Here is a 15,347-nt window from a genome sequence, read left to right on the forward strand (position 1 = left end):
GACCACATGGCCACGTACACGCTCCCGGAACTCCCGTACGACTACGCGGCGCTCGAACCGGTCATCAATCCGCAGATCATCGAGCTCCACCACGACAAGCACCACGCCGCCTATGTGAAGGGCGCGAACGACACCCTTGAGCAGCTGGAGGAGGCGCGCGACAAGGATGCCTGGGGAGCGGTCAACGGGCTCCAGAAGAACCTCGCGTTCCACCTCTCCGGCCACATCCTGCACTCGATCTACTGGCACAACATGACCGGCGACGGCGGCGGCGAGCCCCTCGCGGCGGACGGTGTCGGTGACCTCGCGGACGCGATCACGGAGTCGTTCGGCTCGTTCGCCGGCTTCAAGTCCCAGCTGACGAAGGCCGCCGCCACCACGCAGGGCTCCGGCTGGGGCGTCCTCGCGTACGAGCCGGTCAGCGGAAAGCTGATCGTCGAGCAGGTCTACGACCACCAGGGCAATGTCGGCCAGGGCTCCGTTCCGATCCTGGTCTTCGACGCCTGGGAGCACGCCTTCTACCTCCAGTACAAGAACCAGAAGGTCGACTTCATCGAGGCCATGTGGCGCGTCGTCAACTGGCAGGACGTCGCGAAGCGTTACGCGGCCGCCAAGGAGCGCGCCGACGTGCTGCTGCTCGCGCCCTGACCGGGAGGCACGTGAACGTCCTGCCTCGTGATCGTCTTCTCAACCTTCACCGGGCAGGCGGATGAAGGAGGACCCTCACCTGGACGTGACAGGTGAGGGTCCTTCCGTCATGTTGCGTGCCGGGGGTGCCCTTGTGGGCGCGTCGTCGAGGCGTCACCGACGGTGCGGGTGGAGGCCGCGATGTGTTCGGCGGCCAGGGGGGCGGCGAGGCGGAAGCCGCCCGGTGCAATGCGTCCTGCGCTCTGGCCACCCGCCTGACCCAAAGACCGAACTGGTCAAACCCCGCCGAGCCAATCAGCCGGTTGGCGCCATCTCGGCACTCGCGGACTGGTCAGTCGGCTGCACCGTCTCGGCACTCGCGGACTGGTCAGTCGGCTGCACCGTCTCGGCACTCGCGGACTGATCGGTCGGCTGCACCGTCTCGGCACTCGCGGACTGATCGGTCGGCTGCACCGTCTCGGCACTCGCGGACTGGTCAGTCGGCTGCACCGTCTCGGCACTCGAACTGGTGGTGGGTGCGAGCGCATTGGATTGGTCGGTTGGCAGCGTCACGGCACCGCACGAGAACTGGCCACAGTAATGCTGGCAGGCAAGGGATCCGGGCTCACAACCGGGGCCTAGGGGCAGGCCGGTCACGGACGGGCCGGACGGCGTGGTCGGCGTGGTCAGCGTGGTCGACGGGCCGGACGGCGTGGTCGGCGTGGTCAGCGTGGTCGACGGGCCGGACGGCGTGGTCGGCGTGGTCGGCGTGGTCGACGGGCCGGACGGCGTGGTCGGCGTGGTCGACGTGGTCGACGTGGTCGACGGGCCGGACGGCGTGGTCGGCGTGATCGACGTGGTCGGCGTGGTCAGCGTGGTCGACAACGGCGCAGACGACGTGGTCGACGGGCTGACCGTGGTCGGGCCAGTTTGCTGCGACTTCTGAGGCTCAGGGCCTGTCAACTGATTGCGGTGGCCGCAATCGGACGTACCCGCGCCCGCCTTGTATCCCCGATCGAAGTTGTCCTTGTAAGTCGCCGCCGCTTCTTGCGCCAGCCTTATCGCAGTCGGGTCCTTACTGGACTGTGCCTTTGCCAGGTTCTCGGTAAGAGCAGGCGGGAGGGCAGCCCCATGAGTAGAAGAAAGATTCTCACACCTGGAGCCGCTCGTGTAGCCATCCTCCCAGCCGTAGCCACCACCACCGCCTTGGTTTGGCACAAGCTGAGAAGCGCCTACTGTTACGACACCGGGCTCCGCCAGCGCTGTGCCGACACCACCAAGGAGCGTGCTGACCGCTACCACAGCGGCTGCGGTAAGCCCTCTCGCTCGCCTGATTCCTTGGTGCTGAGCACATGTATGGGGCATATCAACCCCCACTCTCGTTGACATTCAAACTTCTTCCCCCCTTCTTCATTTAGTTTATATGTCATGTGACTTGGATCTCAACCGGGCCGAACGGGCTGCAATTCATCGGTCGACAGGGCACAACATTCACGTTGCTTGAAAGTTGTTGAGTCAACCTCACACCGGGTTTCCAATCCCGCACCCTGCGCAGATAAACAGCTCCTGGCCAGCATCTTTAGCCCAGGACCGTGAAGTTGAGGAGTGCGGCTGTCCGGCCGTCCGGCGCAAGCTCACCACCGCCCTCGACCCGATACCCGACCTGCTGCGTGGTGCCGGAGCGATCGGCCGCGCTGTTCTGGACCACCTCATGCTCGCCCGACGCCTCCGGGTCAGCCCCCGCGCAGTCAAGCGCTTACTCTCTCGTTACACATACATAAGACTCAAAATCGACCGTCGTACCTACAAGGCCACCCTCAGCATCGACATCTTGACGCCGCCGATCAGCCCGTGGCCTCACGACCTTGAGCCAAAGGACCGTTCCGTCCGCCCCTCGACTACCGGCCGTCGGTGACGAGCGCCATCAGCAGCCCGTCGTACCCCTTGGCACCGACGGTCTGCAGAGCGGTCGCGGTCAACGTCGGCTCGGCCGCGACGAGTTCGGTGAACCGGCGTACGCCCTGCACCTTCGGGTCGCCACTGGTGCCGTCGGCCACCTCTCCGTCGCGTACGACGTTGTCGGCGACGATCAGGCTGCCGGGCCGGGTCAGCTTCAGGGACCAGGCCAGGTAGTCGGGGTTGCTCGGCTTGTCGGCATCGATGAACACGACGTCGAACGGCCCGTATCCCTCCGCCGCGAGCTCCGGCAGCGCATCGAGGGCCCGGCCGACCCGGATCTCGACGACCTCCGCCAGGCCGGCGCGCTCGATGTTCCCACGCGCCACCTCGGCGCACTCCGGATCGGATTCGAGCGTCACGAGCCTGCCGCCCTCGGGCAACGCGCGGGCCAGCCAAATGGTGCTGTAGCCACCCAGCGTGCCGATCTCCAGCACGGTGCTCGCCCCCTGGAGCCTGGCCAGCAGATGCAGCAGCTTGCCCTGGTTGGCGGCGACCTGGATCGCCGGGAGTCCAGCCTTGTCACTGGCCTCGACGGCCGCGTCCAGGGCTTCGTCCGAGCCCACCAGCAGGCCGTTGAAGTAGTCGTCGACCTCGGTCCATCGCGCCATCGTCACAGCATGCCCCTTTCAACACCTTGTAAGTTCCCAAAAGGAACTTACCCCATGCGAGGTGAATGCGATGATGGGCCCCATGAGCCTCGTCCCCGCCGACCCCACCGTCCTCCACCCGATGCCCGGCCAGCCCCGGGTCGTCCAGCTCAAGCCGCTGGTGAAGTCCGAACTGATCGAAATCGGCGACTACTCGTACTACGACGACCCCGCCGACGCGACCGCGTTCGAGACCCGCAACGTGCTGTACCACTACGGACCCGAGAAGCTCGTCATCGGGAAGTTCTGCGCGCTGGGGACCGGGACGCGGTTCATCATGAACGGCGCCAACCACCGGATGGACGGCCCGTCCACCTTCCCGTTCCCCACCATGGGCGGCTCCTGGGCCGAGCACTTCGACCTGCTGACCGGGCTGCCGGGCCGGGGTGACACGGTCGTCGGTAACGACGTCTGGTTCGGCTACGACTCCATGGTGATGCCGGGCGTACGGATCGGGCACGGTGCGATCATCGGCGCCGGCGCGGTCGTCGTCGGTGACGTACCCGACTACGGCATCGTCGGCGGCAATCCGGCCCAGCTGATCCGTACCCGGTACGACGACGAGACCATCGCCCGGCTCCTGGCCGTCGCCTGGTGGGACTGGCCCACCGAGCATCTCACCCGACACATCCGCACCATCATGTCCGGCAGCATCGACGACCTCGAAGCGGCTGCCCCGGAGGGGACATCGTGACGATCACCGTTCGAGAACTCACCTACTACCCCGTCAAGGGCTGCGCGGGTACCACGGTCGATTCCGCGCAGGTCCTCGGGACCGGCCTCGAACACGACCGGACATTCATGGTGGTGGACGCGGCGGACGGCGCCTTCCGCAGCCAGCGCACGCACCCGTCGATGGCCGCGATCAGGGTGGAAGTCCTGGACTCCGGGGCGGCGTTGGCCCTGTCCGCCGAGGGCGTCGAGCCACTCCGCCTGAAGGTCGACCGGGACGGCCCGCGCCGCGAGGTCAGCATGTTCGACCGCCCTCTCGGAACGGCGGCCGACCAGGGGGACGAGGTCGCGGAATGGTTCTCCGACGCGCTCGGAGCGAAGTCCCGCCTGGTACGGGTGGCCCCCGGCTTCGACCGGGACGGCTGGGGCGACACCCCCGGCAAGGTCAACTTCGCGGACGCCCACGCGGTGCTGGTCGCCTCGACGGCCTCCCTGGACGGCCTCAACGCCCGTATCGCCGCCCGGGGCGACGCCGAGGCCGTCCCGATGGACCGCTTCCGCGCCAACATCGTCCTGACCGGCAACGACGAGCCTCACTTCGAGGACCGGGTACGCCGGATGACCATCGGCACTGTGGAACTCGCCTACTCGGTACGGGCGATGCGGTGCAACGTTCCGCTCGTCGACCAGCTCACCGGCCGCCGCGCGGGCCCGGAACCGGTCCGGACCCTTGCGACGTACCGGCGCGAGCCGGAGTACAAGAACAAGGTGAGCTTCGGCGCGAAGAACGCGGTGGTCTGCGAGGGCGTGGTGACCGTCGGCGACGTGGTCGAGGTCGCGGACTGGCTCAGCCCGTGAAGACCCCGGCCTTCACCCCGTCGATGAACGCGGCCCACCCCTCGGGGGCGTAGAACTGAAGCCCGCCGTCACGGTTCTTGCTGTCCCGGACAGCCCGGCCGCCGTCGGCGGTGTGGGCCACCTCCACGCAGTCCTGCTGCCCTCCCTGCGAGGCGCTGGACTTCTTGAACTCGGTGACGATCTGCTGGTTCCTCATTACTGCTCTTTCTCGCTCTCAGGGATGCTTGCAATGTGCTCACGCAGGAACGTGAGCGACTGCGCGGGCGTCAGCGCCGCCGATCTGAGAGCTTCGAAGATCTGCGCATGCGTAGCCATCTCTTCAAGATCCTCGATGATGACGGTGCTCGTCGTGCTGTCGAAAGCGACCGCTTCCGGGGCGGGTTCGGGACCGAAGTTGAACATGACGAAGTGCGAGGCCATGTGTGCGGCCTCCCATTCCGTGGCCGGGAGCACCTGAACACTGACGTTCTGCCGCTGAGCCACGTTCAGGATGTGCAGGAGCTGGTCGCGATGCGCTTTCCCGGAGGGCATCGGCGCCGTGAGCGCGGGCTCCCATATGACTGCCGCGAATCGGGCGCCCTGCTCCTCGATCACCTTCCTGCGCGCCTGACGGATGGCCACCATTTCGTCGATCGCCTCGGACGTATGAACCTTCAGGCCCGCACCGAGCAGCGCTCTGAGATAGTCGTCCGTCTGTAGGAGTCCAGGCAGGAACAATGGTTGCCAAGTGCGGATGTACGTCGCGTCGGATTCGAGCGTGATGAAGTCGGCGTACTCCGGCTTGGTGGCCCATTCATAGTTGAGCCACCATCCACGCTTGTTGGAAGCCCGCGCCAACTGCTCCAGCTGCTCGTAAACGGCGCGATCCTCCACGCCGTACAGCTCCAGGAGCAGCCGAACATCACCGGGGCGTGCCGAGACCTGGCCGGCCTCGATCCGACTGATCTTGGCCTTCGACCCCACGATGTGGTCGGCAGCATGGTGCTGGTCGAGCTTCGCCGCCTCGCGATACCTCCTGAGCGCCGCGCCAAGCCGCCTGCTGCGCACAGTAGGACGTCCACCTGCAGGCATGTCCCCTCCTCTTACCGCGTGTGACCAGTTTGCACGTCAACGGACGCTACACGCCAGGCGCTTAAGACCGTGAGCAATATGCAAATTCTCGATTGCGTTCGGTTGCAAAGAAGCCGAGTCTCGCTCTAGCGTGGAGAACGTCACAACGTGTGCCCCACTGGGCGCACTGAGTGAACGTCGATCCCGTCTGCCCACCGACCTTGGGGGACCCATGTCCGGGCGCACGCACATCAAGAGATTCCGGGCCCGCAGGGACTCCGTCCCCGCCGCTCGACGCCATGTCGAGAGCGTCCTGACCGAGTGGAGACTCGGCGAGCTCATCGACGAAACCGCCCTACTCGCCAGCGAGTTGAGCACCAACGTCGTCAACCACGCCAAAGGGACCGGCGACCACTTCGAACTGGGATTACGCCGTCGCAACCGCACGCTCGTCCTGGAGGTGTCCGACTCGTACCAGTGGCGGATGCCCGAGCTCCGTACCCCCACGCTCGACGACCTCTCCGGCCGGGGCCTGGTCATCGTGGACGCGGTCGCCGCGAAGTGGGGCGTACGGCCGCGCGACCCCGGCAAGACCGTCTGGGCCCACCTCGTCATCACTCGGGCGGAGTTGCCGTGAGGCCGCTCCTCAAGACCGCTTGGCGGTGCGAGGTCACCGTGGGCGGGCTACTCGTGCGGGCCGAGCACGCCACGACCCCCACGCAGGCGCTCATCTGGATGCGGGTCTCCGTACGGACCCTGCTCTCCGGGTTCGACGCGGAGGACCGCGCGCGCACCTACCGCTGGCTCGACCACGGCCAGTGGGAGGCCGTCATACGGCTCAGGGCCGGCGAGCCGTACGCCTACGCCGTACGCGCGGGAACGGCCGTGATCGACTGGTCTGCGCGCCCCGTACGGGCCTTGCCCGTGGGCACGGTCACCGCGATTCCGTGTCGAGGGAATCCGCGATATGGGACATGACGGCCCAGATGATCGCCTTGCGGCAACTACTCAGGCCCTTGGTCTCGATGTACAGGGTGTTGTCCCCGCCGACCCGATAGTTCCCCCCTCAGTCGTGGCGCTGGGCCTCCACCAGTGCGTCGCCCACGTCCGTGCGGAAGTACAGCACCGACCGCCCGGCCCTTCGGCGGCCCGCCAGGCCCGCGTCCAGCAGGACCTTGAGGTGGCGGCCGACCGAGCCCAGCCCCTGGCCGGTCAGGGCCACCAGCTGGCTGGTGCTCTTCGGGCCGGCGAGGAGGACGAGGACCGCCGCCCGCGCGGGGCCGAGCAGGCGGCCCAGGCTGTCGGGCACCCGCGCCCGCCCCGCGTCGGCCAGGGCGCCCGAGCACGGGTAGACGACCGCGTACCGCTCGGCGTCGTCGTCCCAGGACACCCAGCAGGTGCGTTGGGTGACCGGGACGAAGAACAGGCGCACGCCGGACAGTTGCTTCGGCGGGTAGTCGTGCGCGCTGATCTGGAGCCGGCTCCCGCCGAGCCACCGCATGCCCGGACGCAGACCGCTCAGGGCGGCCGCCCAGCCGCCCTGGCTCAGCTGTCCGGTGCGCGCGACGATGTCCGCCTCGATGATCCGGCGGCGGCGCGGCCAGTCCGGCAGCACGGTCCGCTGCCAGACCCAGTGCAGGACGTCGGCGGCACGTTGCGCCAGGTCGTCGCGGTCCAGGAGGGCCGGCAGCGGAGCGCCGCCGAGGGACACCATCAGATCCGCTCGGGCGCGCTCGGACGTGGTCGCCCGGACCGGGGCCAGCTCCTCTTCGAAGGACGGCGCACCCTCGCCCATCGGTGTGGGCGTGATGAAGTCCGCGCTCCAGCTGCCGCCGAGCGCCGCCGGTACGAGGCGGGCGGCGACCGGGTCGGCGGCCTGCCGGGCCCGGTAGGCGGGCAGATGGGCGTCGAGCCAAGCCCGTTCGCCGGGGTGCTCGGCCCGTGCCCTCTCCAGGGCGTTCAGGGCGGAGATGGTCTCGGCGAGCGGCGAGACGACGAACCGGCTCCCCGCGAGCGTGTCCGTGTTGATCTGCCACATGCTCATGACGTTTCGCCTCCCCGCGAAACAGTAACGGTCGCCGTGGGCGGCCTCTGAGACTCCCCGCATGCGCACCTACCGGGAACTCTTCCGAGCGCCGCAGTTCGGACCGCTCTTCGCGACCAGTGCCGTACAGGTCGCCGGGTCGACGATGAGCGGGCTGGCCCTCGGCACCCTCGTCTATGCCGCGACCGACTCGCCGCTGCTCGCCGCCCTGTCCATGTTCGGCTCCTCGCTCGCACAGGTGATCGGGGCGACCGTGCTGATGTCGGCGGCGGACCGGCTGCCGCCACGGGCCGCGATGACCGGCATGGCGCTCGCCTTCGGGCTGGCCACCGCCGTCCTCGCCGTCCCCGGGCTTCCGCTGCCGGTCGTCTTCGCGATCATCCTGATCGAAGGTGCGGTCGCCGCGGTGGGCGGCGGTGTGCGGTACGGCCTGCTCAATGAGGTCCTGCCCAAGGACGGCTATCTGCTGGGGCGTTCCGTACTCAACATGTGCGTCGGCCTGATGCAGATCGGCGGGTTCGCGCTCGGCGGCCTGCTGGTGACGACGCTGTCCGCGCGCGGCACGCTGCTGGTCGCCGCCGCCCTGTATCTGATGGGTGCGGCCGTGGCCCGGTTCGGGCTGGCACGCCGTCCGCCGCGCGCCGCCGGGCGGCCGTCGGCCGCCGAGACCTGGCGGACCAATGCCGTGCTGTGGTCCTCGGGCCCCCGTCGCCGGGCCTATCTCGCGCTCTGGGTGCCGAACGGGCTGATCGTCGGCTGCGAGTCGCTGTTCGTCCCGTACGCCCCCGAGCACGCGGGGCTCCTCTTCGCCTTCGCCGCACTGGGGATGCTCGTCGGCGACACGGTGGCGGGCCGGTTCGTCGCGCAGCGTTGGCGGGAGCGACTGGCCACGCCGATGCTGCTGCTTCTGGCCGCCCCGTATCTGTTCTTCGCCGCGCGTCCGGCGCTGCCCGTGGCGTTCGCTCTGGCCGCGCTTGCCTCGGTCGGGTTCTCGGCGAGTCTGCTGCTCCAGGAGCGGCTGATGGCCCTGACCCCGGAGGAGATCACCGGTCAGGCGCTCGGGCTGCACTCGTCCGGCATGCTCACCATGCAGGGCGTCGCGGCCGCGCTCGCGGGTGCCGTCGCCCAGCGGACCTCGCCGGGGACGGCCATGACCGTGATGGCGGCATCCTCCCTCGCGGTAACCCTGGCCCTGGCCGTGGCGGGGCGGCGGGCCCGGGGAGCGGTGTACGGCGCGGCGCGTCTCGGGGCTTCGGACGGTGCCGGTGCTCGATAGTTTGGACTCGTGCCTCGACGGGACTTCAGCGGTCCCGGTCGGTCGCCGTACACCTCACATGGCCGAAGGAGAACATGGTGAAGACGTACCGCGCAGTGCAGTTCACGGAGTACGGCGGACCCGAGGTTCTGCGGGTCGTGGAACGCGAGGTGCCGCGCCCGGGTCCGGGAACGGTGCTGGTCGAGGTCCGGGCCGCAGGGGTGAATCCGCTGGACTGGAAGCTGCGCAGCGGGGCCGTCGCGGCGACGATGCCGGTGGAGTTTCCCGCGGTGCCCGGGGGCGACGTCGCCGGTGTCGTGCGGGACGTCGGCGAAGGCGTGAGCGACTTCGTGGCGGGTGACGAGGTCTTCGGTTCGATCGGTGCGGGCGGCTACGCCGAGTTCGTGGTGGCGCCCGCGGCGCAGCTCGCGCGAAAGCCCGCAAGCGTGTCCTGGGAGATCGCGGCCGGGCTGCCGGTGGCGGTCAACACGGCCTACCAGGCGCTCGACGACCTCGGTGTGAAGGCCGGGGAGACGCTGGTCGTGGACGGTGCCGCCGGCGGTGTCGGGTCCGTGGCCGTGCAGATCGCCAGGCATCTCGGCGCGACCGTGATCGGTACCGCGAGCGCGCGCAACCACGCCTATCTGCGCTCGCTCGGCGCCGAGCCGGTGCTCTACGGGGAGGGGCTCGCCGAGCGGATCCGCGCCATCGCGCCGCACGGCGCGGACGCGGCATTCGACACCGCGGGAAAGGGCTCGTTGCCGGCCCTCGTCGAAGTGACCGGCGGGCCGGAGCGCGTGGTCACCATCGCCGACCACCGGGCGGAGGAACACGGCGTGCGCTTTGTGTTCGCCGGCGCCGGTGCGCTCCGTGAGCGTCTTGAGCGGGCGTCCGCGCTGGCCGAGAACGGCGAACTCACCCTGTCGGTGGCTCGCACGTACACGCTGTCCGAGGCGGCCGACGCCCACCGGGAGAGCGAAGGCGGCCACGTACGCGGCAAGCTCGTCATCGTTCCGGGCTGACGCCGGTGGGCCGGGGCCCGGTACGCCCGTACCGGCCCCCGGCAGGAGGTCAGTGGGGCGTGAACGCGTACTCCAGCAGCGGCAGTTCACGGCCGGGGATCGATCCCGACGGGGTCACTCCGATCCGTACCGCGCCCATCGCGAGGTAGAACGGTTCCGCGTTCGGGTCGGCGTCGATGGTGAGGCGTACGAAGCCGAGGCGGCGGGCCTCTGTCGTGGTGTGCTCGAACAGCAGCCGGCCGATGCCCCGGCCCAGCGCGTCCGGGGCGACGAACATCATGCCGAGGGCGCCCTCGGGCGGGTCGCCGTCCAGGGTGGTGAAGCCCAGGACGCGGCCGTCCTCCTCGGCGACCGCGGTGCGGCGGGGGTCGATGTCGGCCGGGTGCAGGCTGAGTTCGTCGCGACAGGCGGCGAGGAACGCCTCGTCGTAGCCCCAGTGGCCCTTCGATGCCAGGGCCAGCTCGGTCAGCGCCGCGGCCTCGGACCGCTGTGCCGGTCGTACGTTCACGTCCGCCATGTCCGTCATGTCCGCCATGTCCGCCGGACTCCTTTCCCTCGGTGTACGGTTCGCCGCTCGCGCAGCTCCCACCCACTGAAGCACAGCGCGAGGACGAGCAGGATGCCCCAACGGAGAGTGGCGGCGTCCCCGTTCGCAGCGCCAGGTGCGGGGAACAGGGTGGACGGGTCCGGCAGCAGGAGCGCCGTCGCGAGCAGCAGGATCAGTGCCGAGGCCGCCGGCGGGCTGCCCGATCCGGAGGCCGAGTACCGCAGCCCCAGCAGGGCCAGGGTCAGCGTGAGCGCGGCAAGCGCGGCGCCCTCCGTCGCGAGGGCGCCGACCGGGAACGACTCCCGCGCCCCGGCGTCCACACCGAGGCGGGAGAGGCCTGCCGAGGCACCCCAGAACAGACCGAAGGCCATCAGCCCGAGGGTCATCCGCAGGCCCTTGCGCAGTGCCTTTGTCACCGGCAGCACCTCGGTCGTACGAGCGGCGGGGTCGTCCAGGAGGAAGGCGAGCCCGAGGGCGCCGAGCACGGTGGCGATCCGCAACAGCAGCGCTGCCGGGGCCGGTTCGACGTGGGTGGAGAACACGGCGGGGCCTGCCGTGACGGCCAGTCCAGCCGTTCCGGCTGCCAGCAGCGGGCGGGTGCGGGCCGCGCGCAGGTCGGGCCGCAGGAGGGCGCGGAGCACCGCGCCGGAGGAGGCGAGGCTCATGCGGCGCACACCCCCTCGTCGTCCCGGGTCGCGGGCGGGGGTGCGGGGACACCGAGGAGGGCGGCTGCCCGGTCGGTGGTGGTGTCAGGTGCGGTGAGCTCGGCCCAGGACCGCTTCACCCTGGCACCGGTTTCGGTGGCGTTCCGTTTCAACAGCGCGTCCACGAGGTCCTGTTCGCGCCGGTTGAAGCCGAGTCCGGTGGCCGCGTCGAAGCCGTTGAGCGTGATGCCGCCGAAGGACCGCTTGGTCAGGGAGTCGTAGGCGTCCCGGGTATCGGCGGTCGACCGGACGGCGAGCCAGAGCGTGAGCACTCCCCGGGACCGGCAGACCACGCCGTGTTCGGGGCCGGGTGAGGACCCCTGGGTCACCGACCGGTGGGCGAGGCTTCCGGCGAAGGCGAGCATCCGGTCGCCCGCCACGTCGCTGTGCGTGCCCCAGTCGGTGCCGGCCGGCAGGGAGCCCGGCCGCACGGTCGTCGGCCGCCCAGCTCTCCAGGGGCAGCGGGGCGGGCGTGGCCGGAACGATGTGCTGACGTACGACGTACCGCTTCTCCCGCGCTTCCTGCGGCACCCACCGCAGCACCCCTTCGGCGACCCGCGCCCACTGCCGGGAGCGGACCGCGAACTCGGGGAACGCGCAGTAGTCGACGGACCCGCGCGTGCCGCACACCTGCTGCGCGGACGGGGCCTGTTCGGCCGCCGCGCGGGCCCGGGACACCTCGTCCGGCACACCGCGCAGCTGCACGCATCCCGCGACGACCGCGAGGGCCAGCGCGAGGCCGGTCACCGCCCCGAAGCCGGTGGTGACGTGGCGGCCGGAGCGCAGCAGGGCCACCGCCGCCACCAGGGCCAGCAGTGCGGCGAGATAGAGCAGATGCCAGCCTGCCGGACGGTACATGAGGGCGCTGGGCAGCGGTGCCTGGTTCTCGTCCTCCACGGCGACGAGACCCCACCAGCGCCAGTCCGACTGCGCTTGGAGGGCGCCCACCACCGTCGCGACGCCGAGCCCGGCCACCATGAGCGGCCCGGCCGCCACGGACCGCACGAGGCGGGCCGCGAGGACGCCGATCGCGCCGGCCAGCAGGACGACGAGCGGCCCGGTGGCGAGTTCGGCCCCGGAGGGACGGCCGACTGCCGCGTCCTGAGCGGCCGCGTAACCGATACGGGCCCCGGCGACGGCCGCCGACAGGGCGGCGAGCGGCAGCAGGGAGAGCAGCTGGGCGCAGGTGCGCCACCAGGGCGCAAGCACCAGGAGGTCGAACATCGCGTCGGTGCCGTGGCGGTGGGGGCGAAGTGCGGCGAGGTTGGCCGCGAGGAGCGCTCCCGCCGCAATGAGCAGGAGCGGCAATTGGGTGTAGCGGTCCTCGTCCTGCAGCACCGGGTAGCTCTCGTTCCCCGAGTACGCGCTGTAGGCCCACTGCGCCGCGTACAGCGCGAACGCGACGAGTACGGCGGGGTGCCGCAGCAGCCGCACCGCTTCCGTCCGGGCCAGTGAACACGTGGCGGATCGCGCCCCGGATTCCGTACGGCCGCCGGGTCGTGCGAGGGCCTCGGTCGTCGTAGCAGTCATGCCGAGGCCTCCTGTCCCAGCGTTCGGGCCGTGGCGTCGAGGAGCAGCAGATAGCCGTCCTCCAGCGTCGGGGCCACCGTCCGGGCGCCCGACGGCGGGCTGCCGATGCTGCGGAACGTTCCCGTACCGGTGCGCCAGCCGGCGAGTGCGCGCGGGTCGCGTTCGGCGCTGGTCCACACCCGCCCTTCGGCGACGGCGCTCAGCCCCGCCGGTTCGCCGTCGAACTTCACGGCCCCGTGGTCGAGCACGACGACGCGATGGCAGAGCGCGGAGACGTCCTCCGTCTGGTGGGTGGAGAGCAGGACCGTACGCCCCTCACCGACTTCAGCGATCAACTCACGGAATCTCAAGCGTTGTTCGGGGTCGAGTCCGACGGTCGGCTCGTCGAGGACGAGGATTTCGGGCGCGCCCGCGAGCGCGGCGGCCAGTGCCACCCGCTGTCGCATTCCGCCCGAGAGGGCTTTCATTCTCCGGCCTCGGTGCTCGCTCATCCCCACGGCGTCGAGCACCCGGCGGACCTCGTCGTGCCTGCGTGCCCGGTGGGTCATCTCCTTGAGGATCGCGACGTAGTCCACGAACTCGAAGGCGGTGAAGTGCGGATGGAAGCCGGGGTCCTGCGGCAGGAAGCCGATCCGCCGCCGGATCTCGGTCCGCTCCCGGGGGTCGCGGGGGTCGCGGCCGAGCACGCTGATCTCCCCGGTGTCGGGGACGAGTGCGGTGGCCAGGGCGCGCAGCAGGGTGGTCTTGCCGGCGCCGTTGGGCCCGAGCAGGCCGGTGACTCCGGCCCGCAGCGACAGGGTCACCGATTCGAGCGCCACGGAGCGGCGGTACCGCACACCCAACTCCCGCACTTCGACGGTGTTTTCGGTCATCATTGGGCAGTCCTCCACCTGTGGGCGGGTCGGTCGAACGCGGTACGGGAGAGCAGGACGACCGCTGAGGCCGCGGCGAGTACCGCGGCCGAGGCGAGCTGTCCCTGGGCGGTGAAGACGGCGTGCGATTCGCGGGTGACGGCCAGGAGGGCCAGCCAGCCGGCCCCGGCCACTGCCGCCGCTGTGGTGGATTCCATCCGGGCGGCGAGGGCGAGGCTCACCGCGGTGAGCGCGCATCCCGGCAGCAGCCAGCCGAGGGTGGCGAGCGCGGGTCCGGGCAGCACCGTGCTCGCGGCAGCGGTGAGTGCGACGCAGGTGGCGAGCACGACCGCGGTGCGCAGCAGGACGAGCCGGAAGGCCCGCACGGGGGTCACCAGGCCCATGTCGTGCGCGGGATCCCAGCGCCTGCCGTACGAGACGGCCGCACCGGCCACGGGCAGCAGCGGGGCGAGGCCGAGGAAGACCAGAGGGGTGCCGGACGGTTCCGCGAGCCGTGCGGCCAGGGCGGCCAGCAGCAGCGTCAGGGCGGCCCCGCCGACCCAGGACGCGCGCAGCGCCGGGGTCGCGGCCAGCAGCCTGGCCAGGTGGTCCGGCACCCCGGTCCGCAGCAGCAGCCGCTCCCCCGGGCCCGGCACGGGCGCGTCGATCGCCGCGTCGAGCAGCTCCCAGCCACGGTCCACGGCGTCCGGGCCGAGGTGGTCGGCGAGCCTCGCGCGGCAGAGCCGGCAGCTGTCGAGATGCGGTTCGACGGTGCGCAGGGCGGCGGTTGCCGGCTCGCCGCGTACGTAGCTGTGGAGCAGGGGGTCGGGCGGGTGCGGGTCGCCGCTCCGGTACGTCGTCATCGTCGCCTCCTTGCGCGCCCGGGCATCGGGCCCGGTCCTGGTTCTGGTTCCGGTTCGGGTCCTGGTCGCGGGCCCCCGAGTTCCCGCTTCAGCAGCGTGCGGACGCGCATCGCGCGGGTTTTCACCGTGCCGGGCGGCAGTTCCAGCAGGCTCGCCGTCTGGCGTACGGTCAGGCCGTCGACGACCAGGGTCTGCATGATCTGCCGCAACTCGGCGGGCAGCCGGGCCAGCGCGTCGGCCAGGTCACCGTGTCCGGCGCTGTCGAGCACCCGCTCCTCGGCGGACTGCTCGACGCGCGGGCGCACCCGTCGCAACGCCTGCCACAGCCGTGCGCGGGCACCGCCCGCACGGGCCTGGTCCACGAGCCGCCGGGAGGCGACGCGCCACAGCCAGCCCGCCATGTCGTCGATCCGCGGCGGCGGCCGGCCGGGCGAGGAACAGCTGCGCCAGAGGCCCAGGAACGTCTCCTGGACGATGTCGTCGAGCAATGATTCGTCGGCACAGCGATGGCGCAGCCTGGTGGTCAGCCACGGGGCGTAGTGACGGTAGAGCAGCTCGAAGGCGACGCGGTCCCCGTCGGCGACCGCCGCCACGAGGTCCGCCTCGGTATCCGCGTCCAGCGGCTCTCTATTCACACCCCTTCGTCGTCCGGGGCGGGCCGACCGGTTCACCATCGAGATGTGACGCGCGCCACACAGCCCGGGACGGCTGCAGCACG

Annotated in this window: 20 protein-coding genes; 8 read left to right on the forward strand and 12 right to left on the reverse strand. The window is 70.5% G+C overall.

Annotated features, from left to right (window positions below; genetic code table 11):
* Window positions 1-6: 6 nt before the first annotated feature.
* Window positions 7-648 (forward strand): superoxide dismutase, encoded by a 642-nt coding sequence (locus ACFVV1_RS20335; protein ID WP_389990807.1) that lies wholly within the window; start codon window positions 7-9, stop codon window positions 646-648.
* 294 nt (window positions 649-942) lie between these two features.
* On the opposite strand, the gene ACFVV1_RS20340 is transcribed toward ACFVV1_RS20335, so the two are convergent.
* On the reverse strand, window positions 943-1,200 hold the full coding sequence (locus ACFVV1_RS20340; RefSeq protein WP_389990809.1) for a hypothetical protein: 258 nt from the start codon (window positions 1,198-1,200) through the stop codon (window positions 943-945).
* A gap of 100 nt (window positions 1,201-1,300) precedes the next feature.
* Here ACFVV1_RS20340 and ACFVV1_RS20345 point away from each other — a divergent pair, with 100 nt between their 5' ends.
* Complete coding sequence (locus ACFVV1_RS20345; RefSeq protein WP_389990811.1) at window positions 1,301-1,573, forward strand: hypothetical protein; 273 nt, start codon at window positions 1,301-1,303, stop codon at window positions 1,571-1,573.
* 633 nt (window positions 1,574-2,206) lie between these two features.
* On the opposite strand, the gene ACFVV1_RS20350 is transcribed toward ACFVV1_RS20345, so the two are convergent.
* A complete protein-coding gene (locus tag ACFVV1_RS20350; protein WP_389990812.1) occupies window positions 2,207-2,335 on the reverse strand; it encodes a hypothetical protein in 129 nt (42 codons plus the stop codon).
* Window positions 2,336-2,525: 190 nt separating this feature from the next.
* Entirely contained in the window at window positions 2,526-3,194 is a 669-nt protein-coding gene (locus ACFVV1_RS20355; protein WP_389990814.1) for an O-methyltransferase, read from the reverse strand.
* An 82-nt stretch (window positions 3,195-3,276) separates the two neighbouring features.
* On the opposite strand from ACFVV1_RS20355, the gene ACFVV1_RS20360 reads away from it, so the two are divergent.
* Window positions 3,277-3,927, forward strand: a complete 651-nt coding sequence (locus ACFVV1_RS20360) for a CatB-related O-acetyltransferase (RefSeq protein ID WP_389990816.1) — start codon at window positions 3,277-3,279, stop codon at window positions 3,925-3,927.
* Window positions 3,924-4,763 (forward strand): MOSC domain-containing protein, encoded by an 840-nt coding sequence (locus tag ACFVV1_RS20365; RefSeq protein ID WP_389990818.1) that lies wholly within the window; start codon window positions 3,924-3,926, stop codon window positions 4,761-4,763. The genes ACFVV1_RS20360 and ACFVV1_RS20365 overlap by 4 nt, the downstream gene beginning before the upstream one ends.
* Here the strand turns inward: ACFVV1_RS20365 and ACFVV1_RS20370 are convergent.
* Together ACFVV1_RS20370 and ACFVV1_RS20375 are read right to left on the reverse strand one after the other, a co-directional pair.
* On the reverse strand, window positions 4,753-4,959 hold the full coding sequence (locus tag ACFVV1_RS20370; RefSeq protein WP_389990820.1) for a DUF397 domain-containing protein: 207 nt from the start codon (window positions 4,957-4,959) through the stop codon (window positions 4,753-4,755). The genes ACFVV1_RS20365 and ACFVV1_RS20370 overlap by 11 nt on opposite strands.
* Window positions 4,959-5,810, reverse strand: a complete 852-nt coding sequence (locus tag ACFVV1_RS20375) for a helix-turn-helix domain-containing protein (protein ID WP_389990822.1) — start codon at window positions 5,808-5,810, stop codon at window positions 4,959-4,961. Before ACFVV1_RS20375 ends, ACFVV1_RS20370 begins: the two co-directional genes overlap by 1 nt.
* Before the next feature lie 235 nt (window positions 5,811-6,045).
* Here ACFVV1_RS20375 and ACFVV1_RS20380 point away from each other — a divergent pair, with 235 nt between their 5' ends.
* Window positions 6,046-6,450 (forward strand): ATP-binding protein, encoded by a 405-nt coding sequence (locus ACFVV1_RS20380; protein WP_389990824.1) that lies wholly within the window; start codon window positions 6,046-6,048, stop codon window positions 6,448-6,450.
* Window positions 6,447-6,791: a hypothetical protein gene (locus ACFVV1_RS20385; protein WP_389990826.1), complete on the forward strand. Its 345-nt coding sequence runs from the start codon at window positions 6,447-6,449 to the stop codon at window positions 6,789-6,791. The genes ACFVV1_RS20380 and ACFVV1_RS20385 overlap by 4 nt, the downstream gene beginning before the upstream one ends.
* Before the next feature lie 88 nt (window positions 6,792-6,879).
* Here ACFVV1_RS20385 and ACFVV1_RS20390 read toward each other — a convergent pair whose 3' ends face one another.
* Window positions 6,880-7,857, reverse strand: a complete 978-nt coding sequence (locus tag ACFVV1_RS20390; protein WP_389990828.1) for an ArsR/SmtB family transcription factor — start codon at window positions 7,855-7,857, stop codon at window positions 6,880-6,882.
* Window positions 7,858-7,918: 61 nt separating this feature from the next.
* Between ACFVV1_RS20390 and ACFVV1_RS20395 the strand changes: the two genes are divergently transcribed.
* Both ACFVV1_RS20395 and ACFVV1_RS20400 read left to right on the forward strand, forming a co-directional pair.
* Window positions 7,919-9,133 carry an MFS transporter gene (locus tag ACFVV1_RS20395; protein WP_389990830.1) on the forward strand — a complete coding sequence of 405 codons (1,215 nt, stop codon included), beginning with the start codon at window positions 7,919-7,921 and terminating at the stop codon, window positions 9,131-9,133.
* A 74-nt stretch (window positions 9,134-9,207) separates the two neighbouring features.
* Complete coding sequence (locus tag ACFVV1_RS20400) at window positions 9,208-10,134, forward strand: NADP-dependent oxidoreductase (protein WP_389990832.1); 927 nt, start codon at window positions 9,208-9,210, stop codon at window positions 10,132-10,134.
* A gap of 49 nt (window positions 10,135-10,183) precedes the next feature.
* On the opposite strand, the gene ACFVV1_RS20405 is transcribed toward ACFVV1_RS20400, so the two are convergent.
* The 6 genes from ACFVV1_RS20405 to ACFVV1_RS20430 form a co-directional block, all read right to left on the reverse strand.
* A complete protein-coding gene (locus tag ACFVV1_RS20405) occupies window positions 10,184-10,669 on the reverse strand; it encodes a GNAT family N-acetyltransferase (protein WP_389990834.1) in 486 nt (161 codons plus the stop codon).
* Window positions 10,657-11,346 (reverse strand): hypothetical protein, encoded by a 690-nt coding sequence (locus tag ACFVV1_RS20410; protein WP_389990836.1) that lies wholly within the window; start codon window positions 11,344-11,346, stop codon window positions 10,657-10,659. Before ACFVV1_RS20410 ends, ACFVV1_RS20405 begins: the two co-directional genes overlap by 13 nt.
* A gap of 84 nt (window positions 11,347-11,430) precedes the next feature.
* Window positions 11,431-12,915: a hypothetical protein gene (locus ACFVV1_RS20415; RefSeq protein ID WP_389990838.1), complete on the reverse strand. Its 1,485-nt coding sequence runs from the start codon at window positions 12,913-12,915 to the stop codon at window positions 11,431-11,433.
* Window positions 12,912-13,787, reverse strand: a complete 876-nt coding sequence (locus ACFVV1_RS20420; protein WP_389990940.1) for an ATP-binding cassette domain-containing protein — start codon at window positions 13,785-13,787, stop codon at window positions 12,912-12,914. The genes ACFVV1_RS20415 and ACFVV1_RS20420 overlap by 4 nt, the downstream gene beginning before the upstream one ends.
* A complete protein-coding gene (locus tag ACFVV1_RS20425; RefSeq protein WP_389990840.1) occupies window positions 13,787-14,629 on the reverse strand; it encodes a zf-HC2 domain-containing protein in 843 nt (280 codons plus the stop codon). Before ACFVV1_RS20425 ends, ACFVV1_RS20420 begins: the two co-directional genes overlap by 1 nt.
* Entirely contained in the window at window positions 14,626-15,303 is a 678-nt protein-coding gene (locus ACFVV1_RS20430; protein WP_389990842.1) for an RNA polymerase sigma factor, read from the reverse strand. The genes ACFVV1_RS20425 and ACFVV1_RS20430 overlap by 4 nt, the downstream gene beginning before the upstream one ends.
* Between the last annotated feature and the right edge of the window lie 44 nt (window positions 15,304-15,347).

This window comes from Streptomyces sp. NPDC058092 (assembly GCF_042884935.1).
GTDB lineage: Bacteria > Actinomycetota > Actinomycetes > Streptomycetales > Streptomycetaceae > Streptomyces.

Excerpts from the sequence above, each read along its gene's own strand:
- ACFVV1_RS20355 (WP_389990814.1), bottom strand. The coding sequence starts at position 3,194 with ATGGCGCGATGGACCGAGGTCGACGACTACTTCAACGGCCTGCTGGTG.
- ACFVV1_RS20395 (WP_389990830.1), top strand. The coding sequence starts at position 7,919 with ATGCGCACCTACCGGGAACTCTTCCGAGCGCCGCAGTTCGGACCGCTC.
- ACFVV1_RS20370 (WP_389990820.1), bottom strand. The coding sequence starts at position 4,959 with ATGAGGAACCAGCAGATCGTCACCGAGTTCAAGAAGTCCAGCGCCTCG.
- ACFVV1_RS20410 (WP_389990836.1), bottom strand. The coding sequence starts at position 11,346 with ATGAGCCTCGCCTCCTCCGGCGCGGTGCTCCGCGCCCTCCTGCGGCCC.
- ACFVV1_RS20380 (WP_389990824.1), top strand. The coding sequence starts at position 6,046 with ATGTCCGGGCGCACGCACATCAAGAGATTCCGGGCCCGCAGGGACTCC.
- ACFVV1_RS20335 (WP_389990807.1), top strand. The coding sequence starts at position 7 with ATGGCCACGTACACGCTCCCGGAACTCCCGTACGACTACGCGGCGCTC.
- ACFVV1_RS20390 (WP_389990828.1), bottom strand. The coding sequence starts at position 7,857 with ATGAGCATGTGGCAGATCAACACGGACACGCTCGCGGGGAGCCGGTTC.
- ACFVV1_RS20425 (WP_389990840.1), bottom strand. The coding sequence starts at position 14,629 with ATGACGACGTACCGGAGCGGCGACCCGCACCCGCCCGACCCCCTGCTC.
- ACFVV1_RS20415 (WP_389990838.1), bottom strand. The coding sequence starts at position 12,915 with ATGACTGCTACGACGACCGAGGCCCTCGCACGACCCGGCGGCCGTACG.
- ACFVV1_RS20400 (WP_389990832.1), top strand. The coding sequence starts at position 9,208 with ATGGTGAAGACGTACCGCGCAGTGCAGTTCACGGAGTACGGCGGACCC.
- ACFVV1_RS20430 (WP_389990842.1), bottom strand. The coding sequence starts at position 15,303 with ATGGTGAACCGGTCGGCCCGCCCCGGACGACGAAGGGGTGTGAATAGA.
- ACFVV1_RS20360 (WP_389990816.1), top strand. The coding sequence starts at position 3,277 with ATGAGCCTCGTCCCCGCCGACCCCACCGTCCTCCACCCGATGCCCGGC.
- ACFVV1_RS20420 (WP_389990940.1), bottom strand. The coding sequence starts at position 13,787 with ATGACCGAAAACACCGTCGAAGTGCGGGAGTTGGGTGTGCGGTACCGC.
- ACFVV1_RS20405 (WP_389990834.1), bottom strand. The coding sequence starts at position 10,669 with ATGGCGGACATGACGGACATGGCGGACGTGAACGTACGACCGGCACAG.